The organism is Streptomyces taklimakanensis, from assembly GCF_009709575.1.
GTDB classification, from domain to species: domain Bacteria; phylum Actinomycetota; class Actinomycetes; order Streptomycetales; family Streptomycetaceae; genus Streptomyces; species Streptomyces taklimakanensis.
Genome location: NZ_WIXO01000001.1, coordinates 1,623,655 through 1,639,267 on the forward strand (window position 1 = coordinate 1,623,655; position 15,613 = coordinate 1,639,267).

The following is a 15,613-nucleotide window of genomic DNA, read 5'->3' on the forward strand; positions in this document are numbered from 1 at the left end:
TCCGTCCTGTGCGGTCACGCTCACTTGGCGGCCTCCTCACGGGAGCGGCGGGTCATTCGCAGGTGGACCAGCGAGACGATCACGATCAGGGCGAAGAAGACGTAGGAGACGGCCGAGGCGTAGCCGATCCGGTAACCGGTGAAGCCCGCCTCGTAGACGTACTGGAGGATCGGGCGGGTGCTCTCGTCGGGTCCGCCGCCGGTCATGATGTAGATCTGGTCGAAGATCTTCAGCGAGGCCAGGAGTTGGAGGATGACCACCACCCCGGTGGTGCGGGCGAGCATCGGCAGCGTGATGTGCCGCAGCCGCTGCCGGGCGCCGGCGCCGTCCAGTTCGGCGGCCTCGTACAGGTGGTGCGGGATGGCCTGGAGCGCGGCGAGGTAGAGCAGGAAGTTGAAGCCGACCGTCCACCACACGGTGGTCAGCACGATGGAGAGCATCGCGTAGCGGGTGTCGGTGAGCCAGCCGATCCCGGGATCGAGACCGAGGGAGTTCAGCAGCAGGTCGGCCAGGCCGAAGTCGGAGGGGTAGATCATCCACAGCCACAGCAGGCCGACGACGCCCGAGGGCAGCAGGAACGGCGCGAACCACGACAGCCGCCACAGCCACTGGAACACTCTCAGGTGGTGTGCGAGCAGGGCCATGACCAGTCCCGTGAGGACCAGCGGCGCGGTGGACAGCAGCGTGAACCACACCGTGTGCCACAACGAGGACCACACGTCGGGGTCGCCCAGCGCCTCGACGTAGTTGTCCAGGCCGACGAAGCTGCCGCCGGCACCGGTGATGTTGTCGTCGCCCAGGCTCATCTTCAGGCCCAACAGCAGCGGCCAGACCAGGAAGAGGAGGTGGAACAGCAGGAAGGGCGCGACGAAGACCAGGCCGTGTTCGAGCCGGCGGCGGCGCACGGCCGGCGGCCGGGACGCGGAGGGCGTGGCGGCTCCGGTCCCCCCGGCGGGCGGTGGGGCCGGGGCGGTGGGCGCGGTCGCGGTCATGCGTCTCCTCCGAGCGGGTCGGGGGTGTCGAGGAGGGCCTGGAGCCGGTCCCTCATCTCCTCCAGGGCACCGCGCGGGGTGCGGGAGCCGGTGAGGACCCCGGAGAGGACCGCGCCGAGTTCGATCCACATCGTCGAGGCGGATCCCGCGAACCAGGCGGGCGGGTCCAGGGCCACGTCGTCGATCACGGACCGGTACTCCGACTGCGGGTGCAGGTCGAGGTAGGCGGGCTCCTCCAGGACGGGGAGGTAGGCGGGGACGTGGCCTCCCTTGGCCCACTCGACGGTGTGCCTCAGCATCCAGGCGACGAAGGCGTGGGCCGCCTCGTTCGTCTCCCCTCCGCGGTCACGCTGGTGGGGCAGGACGAAGCAGTGGGAGTCGGCCTGGGCGGTGGGCCGGCCGAACAGGTTCGGGACCCGGGCCATGGAGAACGGGAGCTCCAGGTTGGCGAAGGTGCTGACCTCCCACTCGCCGTTGAGCAGGAAGGCGGTCTCGCCGCCGCCGAAGACGCCGACCGTCCCGTTGTAGTCGACCCGGTGGTGGGCCAGGCCCTCCTCGGTGAGCCGCCGCATGAAGCGCAGCACCTTCATCGCCTTGGCGTCGTCGATGGTGACGCGGGTGGCGTTCTCGTCCAGCAGGGTGCCGCCGGCCTGGGAGTAGAAGGTGGAGAACAGCCGCCAGGGGCCGATGGTGTCGGCGCCGAGGGTCTCCACCACCAGTCCGGGGCCGCCGGTGACCTTCCCGGCCGCCCGCAGCGCGGCGGCGAACGCCTCGGTGCCGCGGATCGGCGCCAACCTCCCGTTTGGGGCGAGCAGTCCGGCCTTCTCGCAGATGTCGGTGTTGTAGTAGAGGACCATCGGGTGCGTGTCGAGCGGGACGGCGTACTGCGCTCCGTCGATCCGGCCGCGCCGCCACAGGTCGGCGGGGAAGTCCTCCTCGGTGACGCCGTGTTGGGCCAGCAGGTCGAGGTCGAAGGGGTCCAGCAGGGTGCCGGGACCGAAGCCGGGCAGCCGTGCCAGGTGCAGGGCGGCGACCTCGGGGGCGCGTCCGCCGACCCCCGCCATGCCGAGCTTGGTGTAGTACGGGGCGCCCCACTGGAGGGTGGAGGCCTCCAGTGCGATCTCGGGGTGTGCCGCGCGGTAGGCCTCCAGCATCGTCCGCATGTTGACCCCGTCGCCGCCGCCGAAGAGGTGCCAGAAACGCACCCGGGTGCGTCCCGCGCCGACGGCGGCCGGGGCGGCGCATCCCGCGGCGCCCGTGCCGGTGGCCGCCAGGGCGGCCAGGGCGGCCATGCCACCGAGCACACGCCGCCTGCCGGGGGCACGGGTCGGCAGGGAGGTTTGACGCATACGCTCCACCCCATGTTCGAAATATCGAATAGTGATCGGAAGTCCGAACGGGAAGGTAGGAGCGAACACCTGCCGCGTCAATGGTTTGCGCAGAAACCCACCGCGACGGGACGGGAGACGGCGGGACGGCGGGGCCGCCGAGCACACCGAAGGGCCGCCCCGGCGGCGCGGGACGGCCCTTCCCCTCGGGCGCGGCGTGAGGCCGCGTCGGACGATGTCGAACTTTCCGTCGGCGACGCCGACGCACGGAACACGGGCCCCGGAGCGGGTCGGTCAGTCGTCGAGGCTGACGACCATCTTTCCGACGTTCCGACCGCGCAGCATGCCCAGGAAGGCGTCCACGGCGTTCTCGATGCCCTCCACGACCGTCTCGTGGTACTTGAGCTCACCGGAGCGGATCCACCCCGAGACCTCCTCCACGAACGTCGGCCGCAGGGCGGAGTGGTCGCCCACGAGCATCCCCTGGATCCGCAGCCGCTTGCCGATGACGAGCGCGAGGTTGCGCGGGGCGGCGGGCGGCTCGGTGTCGTTGTACTGCGCGATCATGCCGCAGACGGTGACGCGCCCATGGACGTTCAACGAGCCGATGGCGGCCTCCAGGTGCTCGCCGCCGACGTTGTCGAAGTAGACGTCGATGCCGTCGGGCGCGGCCTCCTTCAACTGCCGGTACACCGACCCGTCCTTGTAGTTGAAGGCCGCGTCGAAGCCGAACTCCTCGGTGAGCAGCCGCACCTTCTCCGCCGAACCGGCGCTGCCGATCACCCGCGAGGCGCCCTTGAGCCGAGCGATCTGGCCGACCTGGCTGCCGACCGCGCCCGCCGCCCCGGAGACGAAGACGGCGTCCCCCTCCTTGAAGGAGGCCACCTCCAGCAGCCCCGCGTAGGCCGTCAGGCCGGGCATGCCCAGCACCCCCAGGTAGGTCGTCGGCGGCGCCAGCTCCGGATCGACCTTCGAGGCGCGCCGGGCGTCCAGCGTGGCGTACTCGCGCCACCCCAGGCCGTGCAGCACGTGGTCGCCCGGGGCGAACCCCTCGGCCTCGGAGGCGACGACGACGCCCACCGCCCCGCCGTCCATCGGCTCGTCGAGCCGGAACGGGGGCACGTAGGACTCGCGGTCGTCCATGCGGCCACGCATGTACGGATCGACCGACATGTGGAGGTTGCGCACCAGGATCTGGCCGGAGCCGGGGGCTCGCACGGGCGCCTCGCGCAGGGCGAAGTCCTCGGGGACGGGCCAGCCCTCCGGGCGGGCCGTCAGGTGCCACTCTCGGCCGGTGGTGGGCAGTGCCATGGAAAACCCTCCATATGCTTCAGATACCGAAACAACCATCCCCTTGATATTTCACGTTGTCAAGCAAATCGGTATCCTGGTGCCATGACCTCCCGCACCGCGCCCGCCGACCGGCTCACCCTGGAAGTGGTCGAGCTGATCGGCACCGTCGTCGACCGCTTCCACCGGGAGTACGACGAGGCGGCCGGCCGACACTCCCTGACCGGCTCCCAGGCCCGACTGATCGCCCTCCTCCACCACCGGCCCCTGCCCATGCGGGAGATCGCCCGGCGGTTGAAGTGCGAGCCGTCGAACATCACGGGCATCGTCGACCGGCTGGAGTCCCGGGGCCTGGTCGAGCGCCGCCCCGACCCGGCCGACCGGCGCGTCAAGCTCGCCGCCCTCACCGAGCGCGGGCTCGACACCGCCGAACGGCTGCGCGGATCCCTGGACTTCGCCCGCGAGCCGCTGGGCGAGTTGACCCCGGTGGAACGCGCGGTCCTGCGCGACCTGCTCAGACGGATGCTGGGGGCCGGGAGCGCGGAGGACGCCCCGGAAGGCGGTGCCGAAGGCTGAGCGCCCCGCGGGGCGTCAGCCCGCGAACGGCGGCTGGGCCAGGCCCTCCCCCGCGTCCGGCAGCACCAACAACGCCCCGGCCAGCGGCTCGGCGGCGGGGTCCACGCCCGTCCGGGCCGTGGTGACGTACAGGTCGCGCAGCCCCGTCCCGCCGAAGGCGCACGCGGTCGTCCGGGAGGCCGGGACGACCACCGTACGGTCCAGCCTGCCGTCGGGGGTGTAGCGCCGCACCGCGCCGCCGTCCCACAGGGCGACCCAGACGCATCCGTCGGCGTCCACCGTCAGCCCGTCGGGGAAGCCGGCGCCCTCCTCCACCACGGCCAGCGGCCGGCGACCGGTGACGCCGGCGCCGTCCGGGGCCACGTCGAAGACGTCGATCCGGCGCGTGGGGGTGTCGACGTAGTACATCCGTCGTCCGTCCGGGCTCCACCCCGTGCCGTTGCTGACCGTCACCTCCGGCAGGACGGTGGTGGCCGTCCCGTCGGGGGCGACGCGGGTGAGGGTGCCCCCGCCGGGGCTCTCGTCGTAGGCCATCGTGCCCGCCCACAGTGCGCCGTCCGGAGCCACGGCGGCGTCGTTGCCCCGCCGGCCGGGGACGGGGTCGCGGTGCAGCCAGGAGAAGGAGCCGTCCTCGTCGTACAGGCCCACGCCGTCGCGGAGGTTGACCACCAGACCGCCACCGGCGCGCGGTTTGGCGGCGCCCACGTGCTGCTCGGTGGCCCGCACCGTGCGACGGTCGCCGCCCGGCTCCCAGGTGTGCACCCGGCAGGAGAGGACGTCCACCCAGATCAGCCGTCCGCGTTCCGCGTCCCAGGTGGGCCCCTCGCCCAGCAGCGCCTCCTGACGCACCACGGCGTCGAGCCGCGCGCCCCTCCCCGTTCCGGTCATGCCGTCCCGCCCCTTCCTCCGTGTGGTCGCGCGCCCGCGCGTTCGTCCGCCCGCGCGCCGTACGTCGTGCGTCCGTTCAGGCGGCGCCCCGGTACCCCAGGCGCGCCGACAGCTCGGCGGCCCCCTCGGCCGCCAGGGCCTCCAGTTCGACCCTCCGTTCCTCGGTCCAGCGGACCGTGGGCACCGAGATGCTCAGCGCCGCCACCACCCGGCCCGCGCTGTCGCGCACGGGAGCGGCCACGCAGCTCACGTCCGGGTTGGACTCGCGCCGCTCGACGGCGACGCCCCGCGCCCGGATCTCCGTCAACGCCTCGCGCAGCTCGTCGGGCGAGGTGATGGAGTTCGGCGTCATCGCCCTCAGCGGTTCGTCACCGGGGCCGGGCAGCCGTGCCTCCAGCTCCTCCCGGGGCAGGGAGGCCAGCAGCATCTTCCCCACGGAGGTGCAGTGCGCGGGCAGGCGGCGTCCGGCGGCGGAGACCATGCGGACCGCGTGGGTGCTGTCCACCTTGGCGATGTAGATGACGTCCGTGCCCTCCAGGATCGCCACGTGCACCGTCTCGTCGCAGGTCTCGGCGACGTTCCGGGCCACCTGGCGGCCCTCGGCGGCGAGGTCGAGCTGCTCGGCGTAGCGGCTGCCGAGCTGGTAGGTGCGCACTCCCAGCCGGTAGCGTCCGGGCTGTTCGGGCACGGGCACCAGGTAGGAGCGTGCGGCCAGGGTGGTCACCAGTTCGTGGACGGTGGTGCGGGGCAGCCCCAGCTTCCGGGTGATCTCCGGCGCGGACAGGGTGCCGTCCCCGTCGAGGAAGAGTTCCAGTATGTCGAGCGCCCTGGTCACGGCCGGTACGAGGCGTCCCATCGCCGCCCTTCCCTTCTCCCCCGGGCCCGGCCGCTCGGTGCCCGGCGCCGGACCCTCCGTTCGTTCGAGATTCCGAAGGATGGCCGGAATCACGAACGTAGGCTAGCGTCAGGCCGAACCGCCCGGCAACGGACCCCGGCGCGGAGGCGGTGTGGGACCGGGCCGCCGTGGCACCCGTCCCCCATGCCGAACACCGTCGTGGAGGGCCGCACCCTCTCCCTCTCCCGCCCGGACAAGGTCCTGTACCCCGAGGTCGGCTTCACCAAGGGCGACGTCGTGGACTACTACACCACCGTGGCCGACGCGATCCTGCCCCACCTGCGGGACCGGCCCGCCTCCTTCGTCCGCGCCCCCGCGGGCGTGACCGGAAAGTCCTTCATGGCCAAACACGTGCCGCCGGGCACCCCGAACTGGGTCACCGTCCGCGAGGTGCACCGCATCGACGGGCGGACGGACCGCCAGGTGACGGTGCAGGACCTGCCGACCCTGGTGTGGGCCGCCAACCTCGCCGCCCTGGAACTGCACGTCCCCCAGTGGCGACTGCCGGACGAGGGACGGGCCGACCGGCTGGTGTTCGACCTCGACCCCGGCGCCCCCGCCACGATCGTCGAGTGCTGCGCCGTCGCCGAGTGGCTGCGCGACCGGCTGGCCCGCGACGGCCTGGAGGCGTGGGCCAAGACCTCCGGCTCCAAGGGCCTGCACGTGCTCGCTCCCTTGCGGCCCACCGACTCCGAGGCGGTGGCCGGCTACGCCGAACGGCTGGCCCGCGAGGCCGCGGAGGAGCTGCCGGAACTGGTGGTGCACCGGGTCCCCCGGAGGCTGCGGAAGGGCCGGGTCTTCGTCGACCACGGCCAGAACGCCTGGACGCGCACCACCGCCGCCCCCTACACGCTGCGCGCCACACCGCGGCCGACCGTGTCCACGCCCGTGACGTGGGACGAGGTCGCCGGGTGCGAACGGCCCGACGACCTCCTCTTCACCGCCGACGCCTTCACCGCCGGCGATCCGACCGCCCGGCTGGAGCGGCACGGCGACCTGCTCGACCCGCTGCTCGACGCCGCACGGGCCGGACGGCTGCCCGGGTGACACCGGCCCGGATCAGTTGTTGCCGGTGCCCCAGCCGTCGTCGAACGGCGTGCGCTGCTCCACCCGGCGGACGCGCAACGTGCGCACCCGGTCGGAGACGGTGCCGGGCATGCGGTCGCCCATCCGCTCGGACACCGCCCCCAGGGCCTTGCCCGCCATCTCCCGCCCGTTCTGCGTGGCGGACTCGCAGGCGTTGCGCACCGCGGGGTTCTCCGCCAGCCGCCGGGCCTTGGCGCGCAGCTCCTCGTACTTCTCCCGCCCGGCCCTCGTGCCGAACACGTACCCGACGGCCACTCCTGCGACAAACGTGAGCCGGTAGCGCATGGCTCCCCTTCCTGAAAGGTCTCTCTCCCGGCGCGCACCGGCTCCGCGGCACGCGCCCTGCCGGTCTGCGGCGGACATCCCCCGGGTACCCCGGGACGCTCGGCGAATACCGATTTCGGAGCCGGCCGGAGGATGCGCTACTGTATTCCTCGCCAGCGGGGAACGCCCCCGGGAAACCGGGCGGGCGATCTCCAGGGAGCATTCCCCTGTAGCTCAATTGGCAGAGCAGCCGGCTGTTAACCGGCAGGTTACTGGTTCGAGTCCAGTCGGGGGAGCAGACGCCGAGAGGGGCCCGGAAGGGCCCCTCTCGGCGTATCGGTCCGCGTACCGCACGGTGTCCCGGGTAGGCGTCCCGCCGCAGCGGAAGTCGACAACCCGGTGATCACGGACTCATCGGCACATGCCTCCCCCGGCACGGGCGGGAGATCGTATGAGCGGCTATGCTGCGGCAGACGGCGCGCACAGATGTGCGCGGCACGCCGTCCCGGGGCGGTAGCTCAGCCGGTTAGAGCAGCGGACTCATAATCCGTCGGCCGTGGGTTCGAGTCCCACCCGCCCCACCCCGAACCACCGGCGGGGAGCACCCCGCCCCTCCCGAGGGAGGACCGGAGCGACGGCGCGGACTCCGGACGGTCACATGGCCGGCCGATCGGAGTCCACCGCCCGCTCCCCCCGTTCGCCCGAAGCGGCCCGGCCGTCGGCGGGAGGCTGTAGCTTCCCACCATGTCCGACGACGAGGAGTACCTGGCCAAGAGCCCGGCGGCCGGACGCATGGGGAAGGCCGCCGAACACCTGGTGGCGGCCTCCTGCGTCCTCGCCACCCGGGGCGAGTTGAACGTCTCGACGTCACTGGTGGACGACGAGGGCGTGGATCTGGTGTTCCACCGACGCGGGAGCTCGGCGACCCTGGCCGTGCAGGTGAAGGCCCGCATGTCCACCGCCTCGGTCGTCCGGAGGCAGCAGTACCTGGCGAACGTGCGGTCGCAGGGTTTCCGGCCGCGGGCCGGCCTGGACCTGTTGTTCGTGGCGGTGGACGTGGACAGAGCCGCGATCATGACCGCGTGGTTGGTGCCGAGCCCGGTGTTCGCGGAGATGGTGAAGAAGCCCAACGGCAAGGGGCAGTACAGGTTCTCCGCCTCGATGAAGGAGGGGTCGGGGGACCGCTGGGCGCCCTACCGACTGACCGCCGCGGAGCTGTCGCGGCGGATCCTCGCCCGTCTGGGAGAGTTGGAGGAGGCCGGGTAGCCCTCCCGCCCCGCCCCCGGACCCACCGGGCCGGGCCCCGCGACACGGCGGCCGCCCTCATGGGCACGGCCGTTCGATCGCCGCTCGGGCGCCCCGTGAGAAAATCGTCGACGCTCCCCCCACCGGGCCCGTCCGCCGTCGGTACAGGACCCGCCCGACCCGTTCCTCCGGAGAGAGTCTTGTCCATGAAACGCACGCCGCTTCCCGGTGTCGGAGTCCAGTACGACGTCGCCACGCGCTCCGGACGGCACCTGTCCGTCGTCGTCCACCAGGACGGTCGGCGCTTCCTCGGGTTCTACGCGGCCGACGACCCCGACACCTGCCAGGCGTCGTTCAAGCTGGACGCGGACGAGGCGGCCTCGCTCGCCGCCCTGATCGCCCCCGATCCGGGCCCGCCCGACCTGGCGGTGGGGGAGTTGGACCTGGCCACCGAACGGATCCCGGTGACCGCCAAGTCGCCGTACCGGGGGCGGCCGCTGGGCGACACCCGCGCCCGCACCCGTACCGGAGCGTCCATCGTCGCGGTGCTGCGGCGTACCGCTCCCCACCCGGCCCCGGGACCGGACTTCAGGCTGGAGGCGGGCGACCTCCTCGTGGTCGTGGGCACCCGCGAGGGCGTCGAGGAACTCGCCCAGATCATCGCGGGGGGCTGAGTATGCACGACACCACCGCGCTGCTCATCGAACTGGGCGCCATCATCCTCGGGCTGGGGATCATCGGGCGGTTCGCCGGACGGGTCGGCCTGTCCGCCATCCCCCTGTACCTGCTGGCCGGTCTCGCCTTCGGACACGGCGGGATCTTCGAGCTCAGCGCGAGCGAGGAGTTCGTCGCGATCGGCGCCGAGATCGGTGTGATCCTGCTGCTGCTCCTGCTGGGCCTGGAGTACAGCGCCTCCGAACTCGTCGACAACCTCAGGACTCAGTACCCCTCCGGGGCGGTGGACTTCGTCCTCAACGCCACGCCCGGTGCCGTCGCCGCCCTCGTCATGGGCTGGGGGCCGGTGGCCGCGGTGGCGCTGGCGGGCGTCACCTGGATCTCCTCCTCCGGCGTCATCGCCAAGGTCCTCACCGACCTGGGCCGGCTCGGCAACCGCGAGACCCCCGTCGTCCTCGGCGTCCTCGTCATGGAGGACTTGGCGATGGCCGTCTACCTGCCGCTCCTGACCACCCTGCTGGCGGGCGTCGGCCTGGCGGGCGGCAGCATCAGCCTGGTCATCGCCCTGGGCACGGTGGGCCTGGTGCTGTACGTGGCGCTGCGCCACGGTCGGTTGATCAGCAAGTCCGTCTCCTCCGACAACCCCGAACTGCTGCTGCTGGTGGTGCTCGGCCTGACCCTCCTGATCGCCGGCATCGCCCAGCAGTTGCACGTCTCGGCGGCGGTCGGCGCGTTCCTCGTCGGCATCGCGCTCTCCGGGGAGGTCGCCGAGAACACCCACCGGCTGTTCGCCCCGCTGCGCGACCTGTTCGCGGCCGTGTTCTTCGTCTTCTTCGGTCTGTCCACCGATCCGAACAACATCCCGCCGGTGATCGTCCCGGCGCTGCTCCTGGCCGTGGTGACCGTCGTCACCAAGGTGGTCACCGGCTGGTACGCGGCGCGGCGCGCCGGCATCAGCCCCAAGGGCCGGCTGCGGGCGGGGGGTGCCCTGGTGGCGCGCGGCGAGTTCTCCATCGTCATCGCCGGCCTGGCGGCCGGTGTGGCCACCGAGATCCGACCGCTGGCCACCGCGTACGTGCTGTTGATGGTGATCATCGGCCCGCTGGCCGCCCGCTGGACCGAGCCCGCGGTCAGGGCGCTGCTGCCGCGGCTGGTACCGGCTCCCGCCGGCGTGTCCGGGCAGCCGTCCGAGGTGCGGGAGGAGCCCGAGGCCCCCTCCGACACGGCGGCCCGCGCGGACTCCCCCACCAAGCCGTAGGGCCGGGAAAGCTCCCGGCGGCCGGTGAGGCATCATCTCCCCCATGGGGATAGTCGCCGGTCTGGACAGTTCGTCCGAGTACACCCGCATCGTCGTCTGCGACGCCGACACCGGAGCCGTCGTCAGACAGGGGTACGCCCCGCATCCCGTGCCCGAGGGCGCCGAGGGCGCCGACGGAGGGGAGGGCGGCCCGTCGGCCGCGGGGCGACGCACCGAGATCGATCCGCAGGCCTGGCTGCTCTCGCTCGGCGAGGCGGCGGCCGGTGGGTTGTTGGAGGGCGTCCAGGCCATCGGGGTGTCGGCCCAGCAGAACGGGCTGGTCCTGTTGGACGAGGCGGGCAGCCCGGTGCGGCCCGCGCTGGTCGGCAACGACCGGCGGGCGCAGACGGCCGCGGCCGACCTCGTCGACGCGCTGGGCGGCCGCGAGGCGTGGGCGCAGGCGGTCGGCTGCGTGCCGCGACCGGCCCAGCCGGTGGCGAAGCTGCGCTGGCTGGCCCGGCAGGAGCCGGAGGCGGCGCGACGCGTGGCCGAGGTGCTCCAGCCGCACGACTGGCTGGTGTGGCAACTGCTGGGGCGCCCGGCGCGGCGCACCACCGACCGCGGCGGCGCCTCGGGGACGGGCTACTGGTCGGCCGCGGCCGAGTCCTGGCGGCCGGACCTGACGGAGCTGGCGCTGGGTCACCGGGTGAAGCTGCCGGAGGTGATCGGTCCGGCCGAGGCCGCCGGACAGACCCCGGAGGGACTGCTGATCTCCGCCGGCACGGGCGAGACGATGGCCGCCGCCTTCGGGCTGGGCGTCGGGGCCGGTGACGCGGTGGTCTCGCTGGGGGCGTCCGGGTCGGTCTTCTCCGTCCACCACCAGGCGTTGGTGGAGCCCACCGGGATGATCACCTCGTTCGCCGACGCCACCGGCATGCACCTGCCGGTGGTGCACACCCTCAACGCCGTCCGGGTGTTGCGCGGCACCGCCGAGCTGCTCGGCACCGATCTGGAGGGGCTGTCGGAGCTGGCGCTGAAGTCGACGCCCGGCTCGTACGGGCTGGTGCTGCTGCCCTACCTGGAGGGCGAGCGCACCCCCGACCTGCCGCACACCGCCGGCACGCTGGCCGGACTGCGGCGGGAGAGCATGCGGCCGGAGCACCTGGCGCGCGCCGCGTTCGAGGGCATGCTGTGCGGGCTCGCGGACGCGTTGGACGTGCTGCGGAGCCGGGGCGTGGCGGTCCACCGGGTCTTCCTGTTGGGGCCCGCCGCCGACCTCCCGGCCGTCCAGGCGATCGCCCCGACGTTGCTGGAGGCGCGGGTCGCGGTGCCGGAGCCCGCGGACTACACGGCGTTGGGCGCCGCCCGCCAGGCGGCCTGGGCCCTGGGGGCGGCCCGGGGCACGCTCTCGCCGCGGCAGCCGCCGCTCTGGCCGGCCCCGGCGTGCCGGGTCTTCGAACCGGGCGAGGAGTTGGCGGCCGGCCAGGCGGTGCGGCAGCAGTACGTGGCGGTGCGGGAACAGACCCACCCCGGGGCGTTCGGCTGACCGGGGCCGGGGGACGTCCGGGGCGGTGGTGCGCCGGGCGGTGGGTCGGACCGGCCGGTCAGTCGAGGTAGCCCCTGAGTTGGTCGGCGTAGGCGTGGTCGCGGAGCTTGCCGAGGGTCTTGGACTCGATCTGGCGGATGCGCTCGCGGGTGACGCCGAAGAGGCGGCCGATCTCCTCCAGTGTGCGGGGGCGGCCGTCCACCAGCCCGTAGCGGAGTTGCACCACCCTGCGCTCGCGTTCGCCCAGGGTGGACAGCACCGCCTCCAGGTGCTCGCGCAGCAGCATGAACGCGGCGGACTCCACCGGCGAGGGGGCGTCGCCGTCCTCGATGAGATCACCGAGGTTGACGTCGTCCTCCTCGCCCACCGGCGCGTGCAGCGACACCGGTTCCCGTGCCAGCCGCAGTATCTCGCCCACCCGCTCCCCGGTCAGGCCCAGGTGGGCCGCCACCTCCTCGGGCGTCGGCTCGTAGCCCCGTTCCTGGAGGATGCTGCGTTGGACGCGGACGACGCGGTTGATCAGCTCCACGACGTGGACGGGGACCCGGATGGTGCGGGCCTGGTCGGCCAGCGCGCGGGACATCGCCTGCCGGATCCACCAGGTGGCATAGGTGGAGAACTTGTAGCCCCGGGTGTAGTCGAACTTCTCCACGGCCCGGATCAGGCCCAGGTTGCCCTCCTGGACCAGGTCGAGCATGGTCAGCCCACGTCCGACGTATCGTTTCGCCACCGAGACCACCAACCGGAGGTTGGCCTCTATCAGCCGACGTTTGGCCACCCGGCCCATGACCACCAGCCGGTCGAGGTCGAGGGCGAGCCGCTCGTCGAGGTCGGGAGTGCCGCCGAGCTTCTCCTCGGCGAACAGGCCGGCCTCCACGCGCCGTGCCAACTCGACCTCCTCCGCCGCGGTGAGCAGCGGAACGCGGCCGATCTCGCGCAGGTACTGGCGGAAGAGGTCCGCGGAGGGGCCGGCTCCGTCGGAGCGCGCCGGTCGGGGGACGAGCGACGGCTCCTTTGGGCCCCGGTCCTCCGGTTCGTCCGACACCACGTCCGACGCCGTGTCCGACACCACGTCCGACACAGCGTCCGCCACCACGTCCGGCGTCCGCGGTGTCAAAGGGACCTCCCGCGCGGCGGGAACCCGCTCCGGATGGTCGGGCGGCGTGGCCAAAAGCTCGGCGAGGGGCACCGCGGTGGGTGCGGCCGCCAGGGGCGGAGCGGCGGCGCGGGCCGTCGGTGAGGCGGTCGCGGTGGGGGCGGTGGGGGCGGTGGGAGCCTCGCCGGTCAGGGTCCGGGTCTGCACGGGGGCGGCCTCCAGGTTGTTCGCTGCCGGGGTGGGGACGACACGCGAGACGAGACCGGGCGCGACCGCACCGCCGTCCGCACCGGGACGGACGTGCGGTGTCGTGGGAGAGCCGCGCTCCGGTAACTCGGGCACCGCCTCCAGTGTGGGGTACGACACACTCCGGCCACGAGGGTCGTGCGCCCGGTTTTTGAACTCCTCGGTGACGGGCCGGGTACGGAACGCAGCGGAAGCGGGGGATCCGACCGTCGCCCCGGGCCCGCGCCGGCGGGCGGAGCGGACCCGCGGGCGTGGCGGGAGCCGTGCGGGGTCAGCCCCAGAGGGCGTCGGCGCCGCGGTCGCGCAGCGACCGGCCGTACCGCTCCAGGGTCCACAGTTGTTCGGCGACGGCGCCCTGGCCCTCGTCACCGCTGTTGACCATGCGCTCGAAGGTGCCGCGCAGTTCGGCGATGCGGCGGTTGACGGCCTCCAGCCGCACCTTGACCAGGAACTCCCCGGCGTACGCCTGGTCGGGCTCGCGCGGAGTGCGCAACGGCTCGACGCTCAACTCGGTGATCAGCGACCGCACGGTGTCGTCCGGCGCCGCGTCACGCACCCGGGCCAGGTACTCGTCGTCGGCCCGTTCCACGCCCCCGGCCTTCTCGACGGCCTCGCGCACCGCCGCGTAGGGGGCGGCGGTGAACTCGTCCGCGCCGTAGGCGTCGAAGAGCGGGGAGACGAGCTGCGGGAACTGCAGTGCCAGCTTGAGCAGTTCGCGCTCGGCCAGCCGCTGGGGGCTGCGCAGGTCCAGCCGGGGACCGCGCGGGGACGGGCCGGGGGCGACCTGCGGTACGGGCGGACCGGCCGGCGGGTGCTGCTGCCGGGAGCCGCCGGGACCGGCGGCGCGGCGCTCGCGCTCCCAGCGCGCGAGCTGCCCCACGCGCCGTACGACGAACTCGGTGTCGAGGATGCCCAGCAGGCCGGCCAGGCGCACGGCGTACTGGTGCTGGATGGAGCCGTCCTTGATCCGGGCGACGATCGGCGCGGCCTCGTCCAGGGCGGCGGCCCGCCCCTCGGCGGTGTCCAGGTTGTGCCGCCCGGTGACCGAGCGGAGGGCGAACTCGAACAGCGGCGAGCGGCCCTCCACCAGGGCGCACACCGCCTCGTCGCCCTGCGCCAGGCGCAGTTCGCACGGATCCATGCCGCCGGGGGTGATGGCGATGGAGGTGCGGGCGGCGAACTTCTGGTCGTCCTCGAAGGCGCGCAGGGCGGCCTTCTGCCCCGCGGCGTCCCCGTCGAAGGTGAAGACGACCTCCGACCGGGAGTTGTCCATCAGCAGCCGCCGAAGGATCTTGATGTGCTCGCCGCCGAAGGCGGTGCCGCAGGTCGCGATGGCGCCCGTGACGCCCGCGAGGTGGCAGGCCATCACGTCCGTGTACCCCTCGACGACCACGGCCCGGCCGGTCTTCGCGATCTCCCGCTTGGCCAGGTCGATGCCGTACAACACCTGGGACTTGCGGTAGATCGCCGTCTCGGGGGTGTTGAGGTACTTGGGCCCGTTGTCGTCCTCGCGGAGCTTGCGGGCGCCGAAACCGACGACCTCGCCGGTGATGTCGCGGATGGGCCACATCAGGCGGCCCCGGAAGCGGTCGATGGGCCGGCCGTTGCGGCTCTCCTGGGCGAGGCCGGCCAGGATCAGCTCCTTGTCGCTGAAGCCCTGGCCGCGCAGGAAGCGGGTGAGGTGGTCCCAGCCGGCCGGGGAGTAGCCGACGCCGAAGTGTTCGGCGGCCGCCCGGTCGAAGCCGCGCTCGGCGAGGAAGCGGCGGCCGACCTCGGCCTCGGGGCCGTCGAGCTGCTCGGCGTAGAAGCGGGCGGCGGCCTTGTGCGCCTGGACCAGTCGGATCCGCTCGCCCTGCTGACGGCCGGGCGCGTAGCCGCCCTCCTGGTAGCGCAGGGTGATCCCGGCCTGGGAGGCGAGCCGCTCGACGGCCTCGGAGAAGGAGAGGTGGTCCACCTTCATCACGAAGTCGAGGGTGTCGCCGCCGGCCTGGCAGCCGAAGCAGTGGTACAGGCCCTTGCTGGGGCTGACGTGGAAGGAGGGGGACTTCTCGTCGTGGAAGGGGCACAGCCCCTTGAGGTTGCCGCCGCCCGCCGGGCGGAGCTGGAGGTACTCGGAGACGACGGCGTCGATCGGGACCGCGTCCCGCACCGCCTTCACGTCGTCGTCGTTGATCCGTCCCGCCACGGCAGAAGTCTACGGCCGTCCGGTGACACCCCGGCGCCGCCGGGCGGGCCCGGCGGTCCCCGCC

The 15,613-nt window shown here is 73.1% G+C and carries 14 protein-coding genes and 2 tRNA genes; 8 read left to right on the forward strand and 8 right to left on the reverse strand.

Annotation, left to right across the window (positions count from 1 at the left end; translation table 11 throughout):
• Positions 1–20: 20 nt before the first annotated feature.
• The 3 genes from F0L17_RS07220 to F0L17_RS07230 all read right to left on the reverse strand — a co-directional run bounded on the left by F0L17_RS07220 (position 21) and on the right by F0L17_RS07230 (position 3,631).
• Positions 21–992, reverse strand: coding sequence for a carbohydrate ABC transporter permease (locus F0L17_RS07220; RefSeq protein ID WP_155070416.1), 972 nt, complete (start codon positions 990–992; stop codon positions 21–23).
• Positions 989–2,341 (reverse strand): extracellular solute-binding protein, encoded by a 1,353-nt coding sequence (locus F0L17_RS07225; RefSeq protein WP_155070417.1) that lies wholly within the window; start codon positions 2,339–2,341, stop codon positions 989–991. The genes F0L17_RS07220 and F0L17_RS07225 overlap by 4 nt, the downstream gene beginning before the upstream one ends.
• A gap of 273 nt (positions 2,342–2,614) precedes the next feature.
• Entirely contained in the window at positions 2,615–3,631 is a 1,017-nt protein-coding gene (locus F0L17_RS07230; RefSeq protein ID WP_155070418.1) for an NADP-dependent oxidoreductase, read from the reverse strand.
• An 84-nt stretch (positions 3,632–3,715) separates the two neighbouring features.
• Here F0L17_RS07230 and F0L17_RS07235 point away from each other — a divergent pair, with 84 nt between their 5' ends.
• Positions 3,716–4,186 (forward strand): MarR family winged helix-turn-helix transcriptional regulator, encoded by a 471-nt coding sequence (locus tag F0L17_RS07235; protein WP_155070419.1) that lies wholly within the window; start codon positions 3,716–3,718, stop codon positions 4,184–4,186.
• A 15-nt stretch (positions 4,187–4,201) separates the two neighbouring features.
• Here the strand turns inward: F0L17_RS07235 and F0L17_RS07240 are convergent, their stop codons facing one another.
• Both F0L17_RS07240 and F0L17_RS07245 read right to left on the reverse strand, forming a co-directional pair.
• Complete coding sequence (locus F0L17_RS07240; RefSeq protein ID WP_155070420.1) at positions 4,202–5,074, reverse strand: SMP-30/gluconolactonase/LRE family protein; 873 nt, start codon at positions 5,072–5,074, stop codon at positions 4,202–4,204.
• 76 nt (positions 5,075–5,150) lie between these two features.
• On the reverse strand, positions 5,151–5,930 hold the full coding sequence (locus tag F0L17_RS07245) for an IclR family transcriptional regulator (RefSeq protein ID WP_155070421.1): 780 nt from the start codon (positions 5,928–5,930) through the stop codon (positions 5,151–5,153).
• A gap of 183 nt (positions 5,931–6,113) precedes the next feature.
• On the opposite strand from F0L17_RS07245, the gene ligD reads away from it, so the two are divergent.
• Complete coding sequence (gene ligD / locus F0L17_RS07250) at positions 6,114–7,016, forward strand: non-homologous end-joining DNA ligase (RefSeq protein ID WP_155070422.1); 903 nt, start codon at positions 6,114–6,116, stop codon at positions 7,014–7,016.
• Positions 7,017–7,028: 12 nt separating this feature from the next.
• Here ligD and F0L17_RS07255 read toward each other — a convergent pair whose 3' ends face one another.
• Positions 7,029–7,340: a YtxH domain-containing protein gene (locus tag F0L17_RS07255; protein WP_155070423.1), complete on the reverse strand. Its 312-nt coding sequence runs from the start codon at positions 7,338–7,340 to the stop codon at positions 7,029–7,031.
• A gap of 202 nt (positions 7,341–7,542) precedes the next feature.
• Here F0L17_RS07255 and F0L17_RS07260 point away from each other — a divergent pair.
• The 6 genes from F0L17_RS07260 (at position 7,543) to F0L17_RS07285 (ending at position 12,022) form a co-directional block, all read left to right on the forward strand.
• Positions 7,543–7,615 (forward strand) — tRNA-Asn (locus F0L17_RS07260).
• A gap of 211 nt (positions 7,616–7,826) precedes the next feature.
• Positions 7,827–7,900: transfer RNA gene (locus tag F0L17_RS07265), tRNA-Ile, on the forward strand.
• Positions 7,901–8,063: 163 nt separating this feature from the next.
• Positions 8,064–8,585 (forward strand): hypothetical protein, encoded by a 522-nt coding sequence (locus F0L17_RS07270; RefSeq protein ID WP_155070424.1) that lies wholly within the window; start codon positions 8,064–8,066, stop codon positions 8,583–8,585.
• Positions 8,586–8,764: 179 nt separating this feature from the next.
• Positions 8,765–9,238: a cation:proton antiporter regulatory subunit gene (locus F0L17_RS07275; protein WP_155070425.1), complete on the forward strand. Its 474-nt coding sequence runs from the start codon at positions 8,765–8,767 to the stop codon at positions 9,236–9,238.
• 2 nt (positions 9,239–9,240) lie between these two features.
• Positions 9,241–10,497, forward strand: a complete 1,257-nt coding sequence (locus F0L17_RS07280; RefSeq protein WP_155070426.1) for a cation:proton antiporter — start codon at positions 9,241–9,243, stop codon at positions 10,495–10,497.
• Between the two features lie 43 nt (positions 10,498–10,540).
• On the forward strand, positions 10,541–12,022 hold the full coding sequence (locus F0L17_RS07285) for an FGGY family carbohydrate kinase (RefSeq protein WP_155070427.1): 1,482 nt from the start codon (positions 10,541–10,543) through the stop codon (positions 12,020–12,022).
• Positions 12,023–12,080: 58 nt separating this feature from the next.
• Here F0L17_RS07285 and F0L17_RS07290 read toward each other — a convergent pair whose 3' ends face one another.
• Together F0L17_RS07290 and dnaG are read right to left on the reverse strand one after the other, a co-directional pair.
• The gene (locus F0L17_RS07290) at positions 12,081–13,460 is read right to left on the reverse strand and encodes an RNA polymerase sigma factor (RefSeq protein ID WP_420802392.1); all 1,380 of its coding nucleotides are present in this window, start codon (positions 13,458–13,460) and stop codon (positions 12,081–12,083) included.
• A gap of 175 nt (positions 13,461–13,635) precedes the next feature.
• The gene (dnaG, locus tag F0L17_RS07295; protein WP_162465918.1) at positions 13,636–15,549 is read right to left on the reverse strand and encodes a DNA primase; all 1,914 of its coding nucleotides are present in this window, start codon (positions 15,547–15,549) and stop codon (positions 13,636–13,638) included.
• Positions 15,550–15,613 lie beyond the last annotated feature (64 nt).

What these genes read in the sequence shown, in the direction of transcription:
- F0L17_RS07270 (WP_155070424.1), top strand. Translation starts at nt 8,064, where the DNA reads ATGTCCGACGACGAGGAGTACCTGGCCAAGAGCCCGGCGGCCGGACGC.
- ligD (WP_155070422.1), top strand. Translation starts at nt 6,114, where the DNA reads ATGCCGAACACCGTCGTGGAGGGCCGCACCCTCTCCCTCTCCCGCCCG.
- F0L17_RS07230 (WP_155070418.1), bottom strand. Translation starts at nt 3,631, where the DNA reads ATGGCACTGCCCACCACCGGCCGAGAGTGGCACCTGACGGCCCGCCCG.
- F0L17_RS07280 (WP_155070426.1), top strand. Translation starts at nt 9,241, where the DNA reads ATGCACGACACCACCGCGCTGCTCATCGAACTGGGCGCCATCATCCTC.
- F0L17_RS07225 (WP_155070417.1), bottom strand. Translation starts at nt 2,341, where the DNA reads ATGCGTCAAACCTCCCTGCCGACCCGTGCCCCCGGCAGGCGGCGTGTG.
- F0L17_RS07285 (WP_155070427.1), top strand. Translation starts at nt 10,541, where the DNA reads ATGGGGATAGTCGCCGGTCTGGACAGTTCGTCCGAGTACACCCGCATC.
- F0L17_RS07255 (WP_155070423.1), bottom strand. Translation starts at nt 7,340, where the DNA reads ATGCGCTACCGGCTCACGTTTGTCGCAGGAGTGGCCGTCGGGTACGTG.
- F0L17_RS07245 (WP_155070421.1), bottom strand. Translation starts at nt 5,930, where the DNA reads ATGGGACGCCTCGTACCGGCCGTGACCAGGGCGCTCGACATACTGGAA.
- F0L17_RS07220 (WP_155070416.1), bottom strand. Translation starts at nt 992, where the DNA reads ATGACCGCGACCGCGCCCACCGCCCCGGCCCCACCGCCCGCCGGGGGG.
- F0L17_RS07240 (WP_155070420.1), bottom strand. Translation starts at nt 5,074, where the DNA reads ATGACCGGAACGGGGAGGGGCGCGCGGCTCGACGCCGTGGTGCGTCAG.
- F0L17_RS07235 (WP_155070419.1), top strand. Translation starts at nt 3,716, where the DNA reads ATGACCTCCCGCACCGCGCCCGCCGACCGGCTCACCCTGGAAGTGGTC.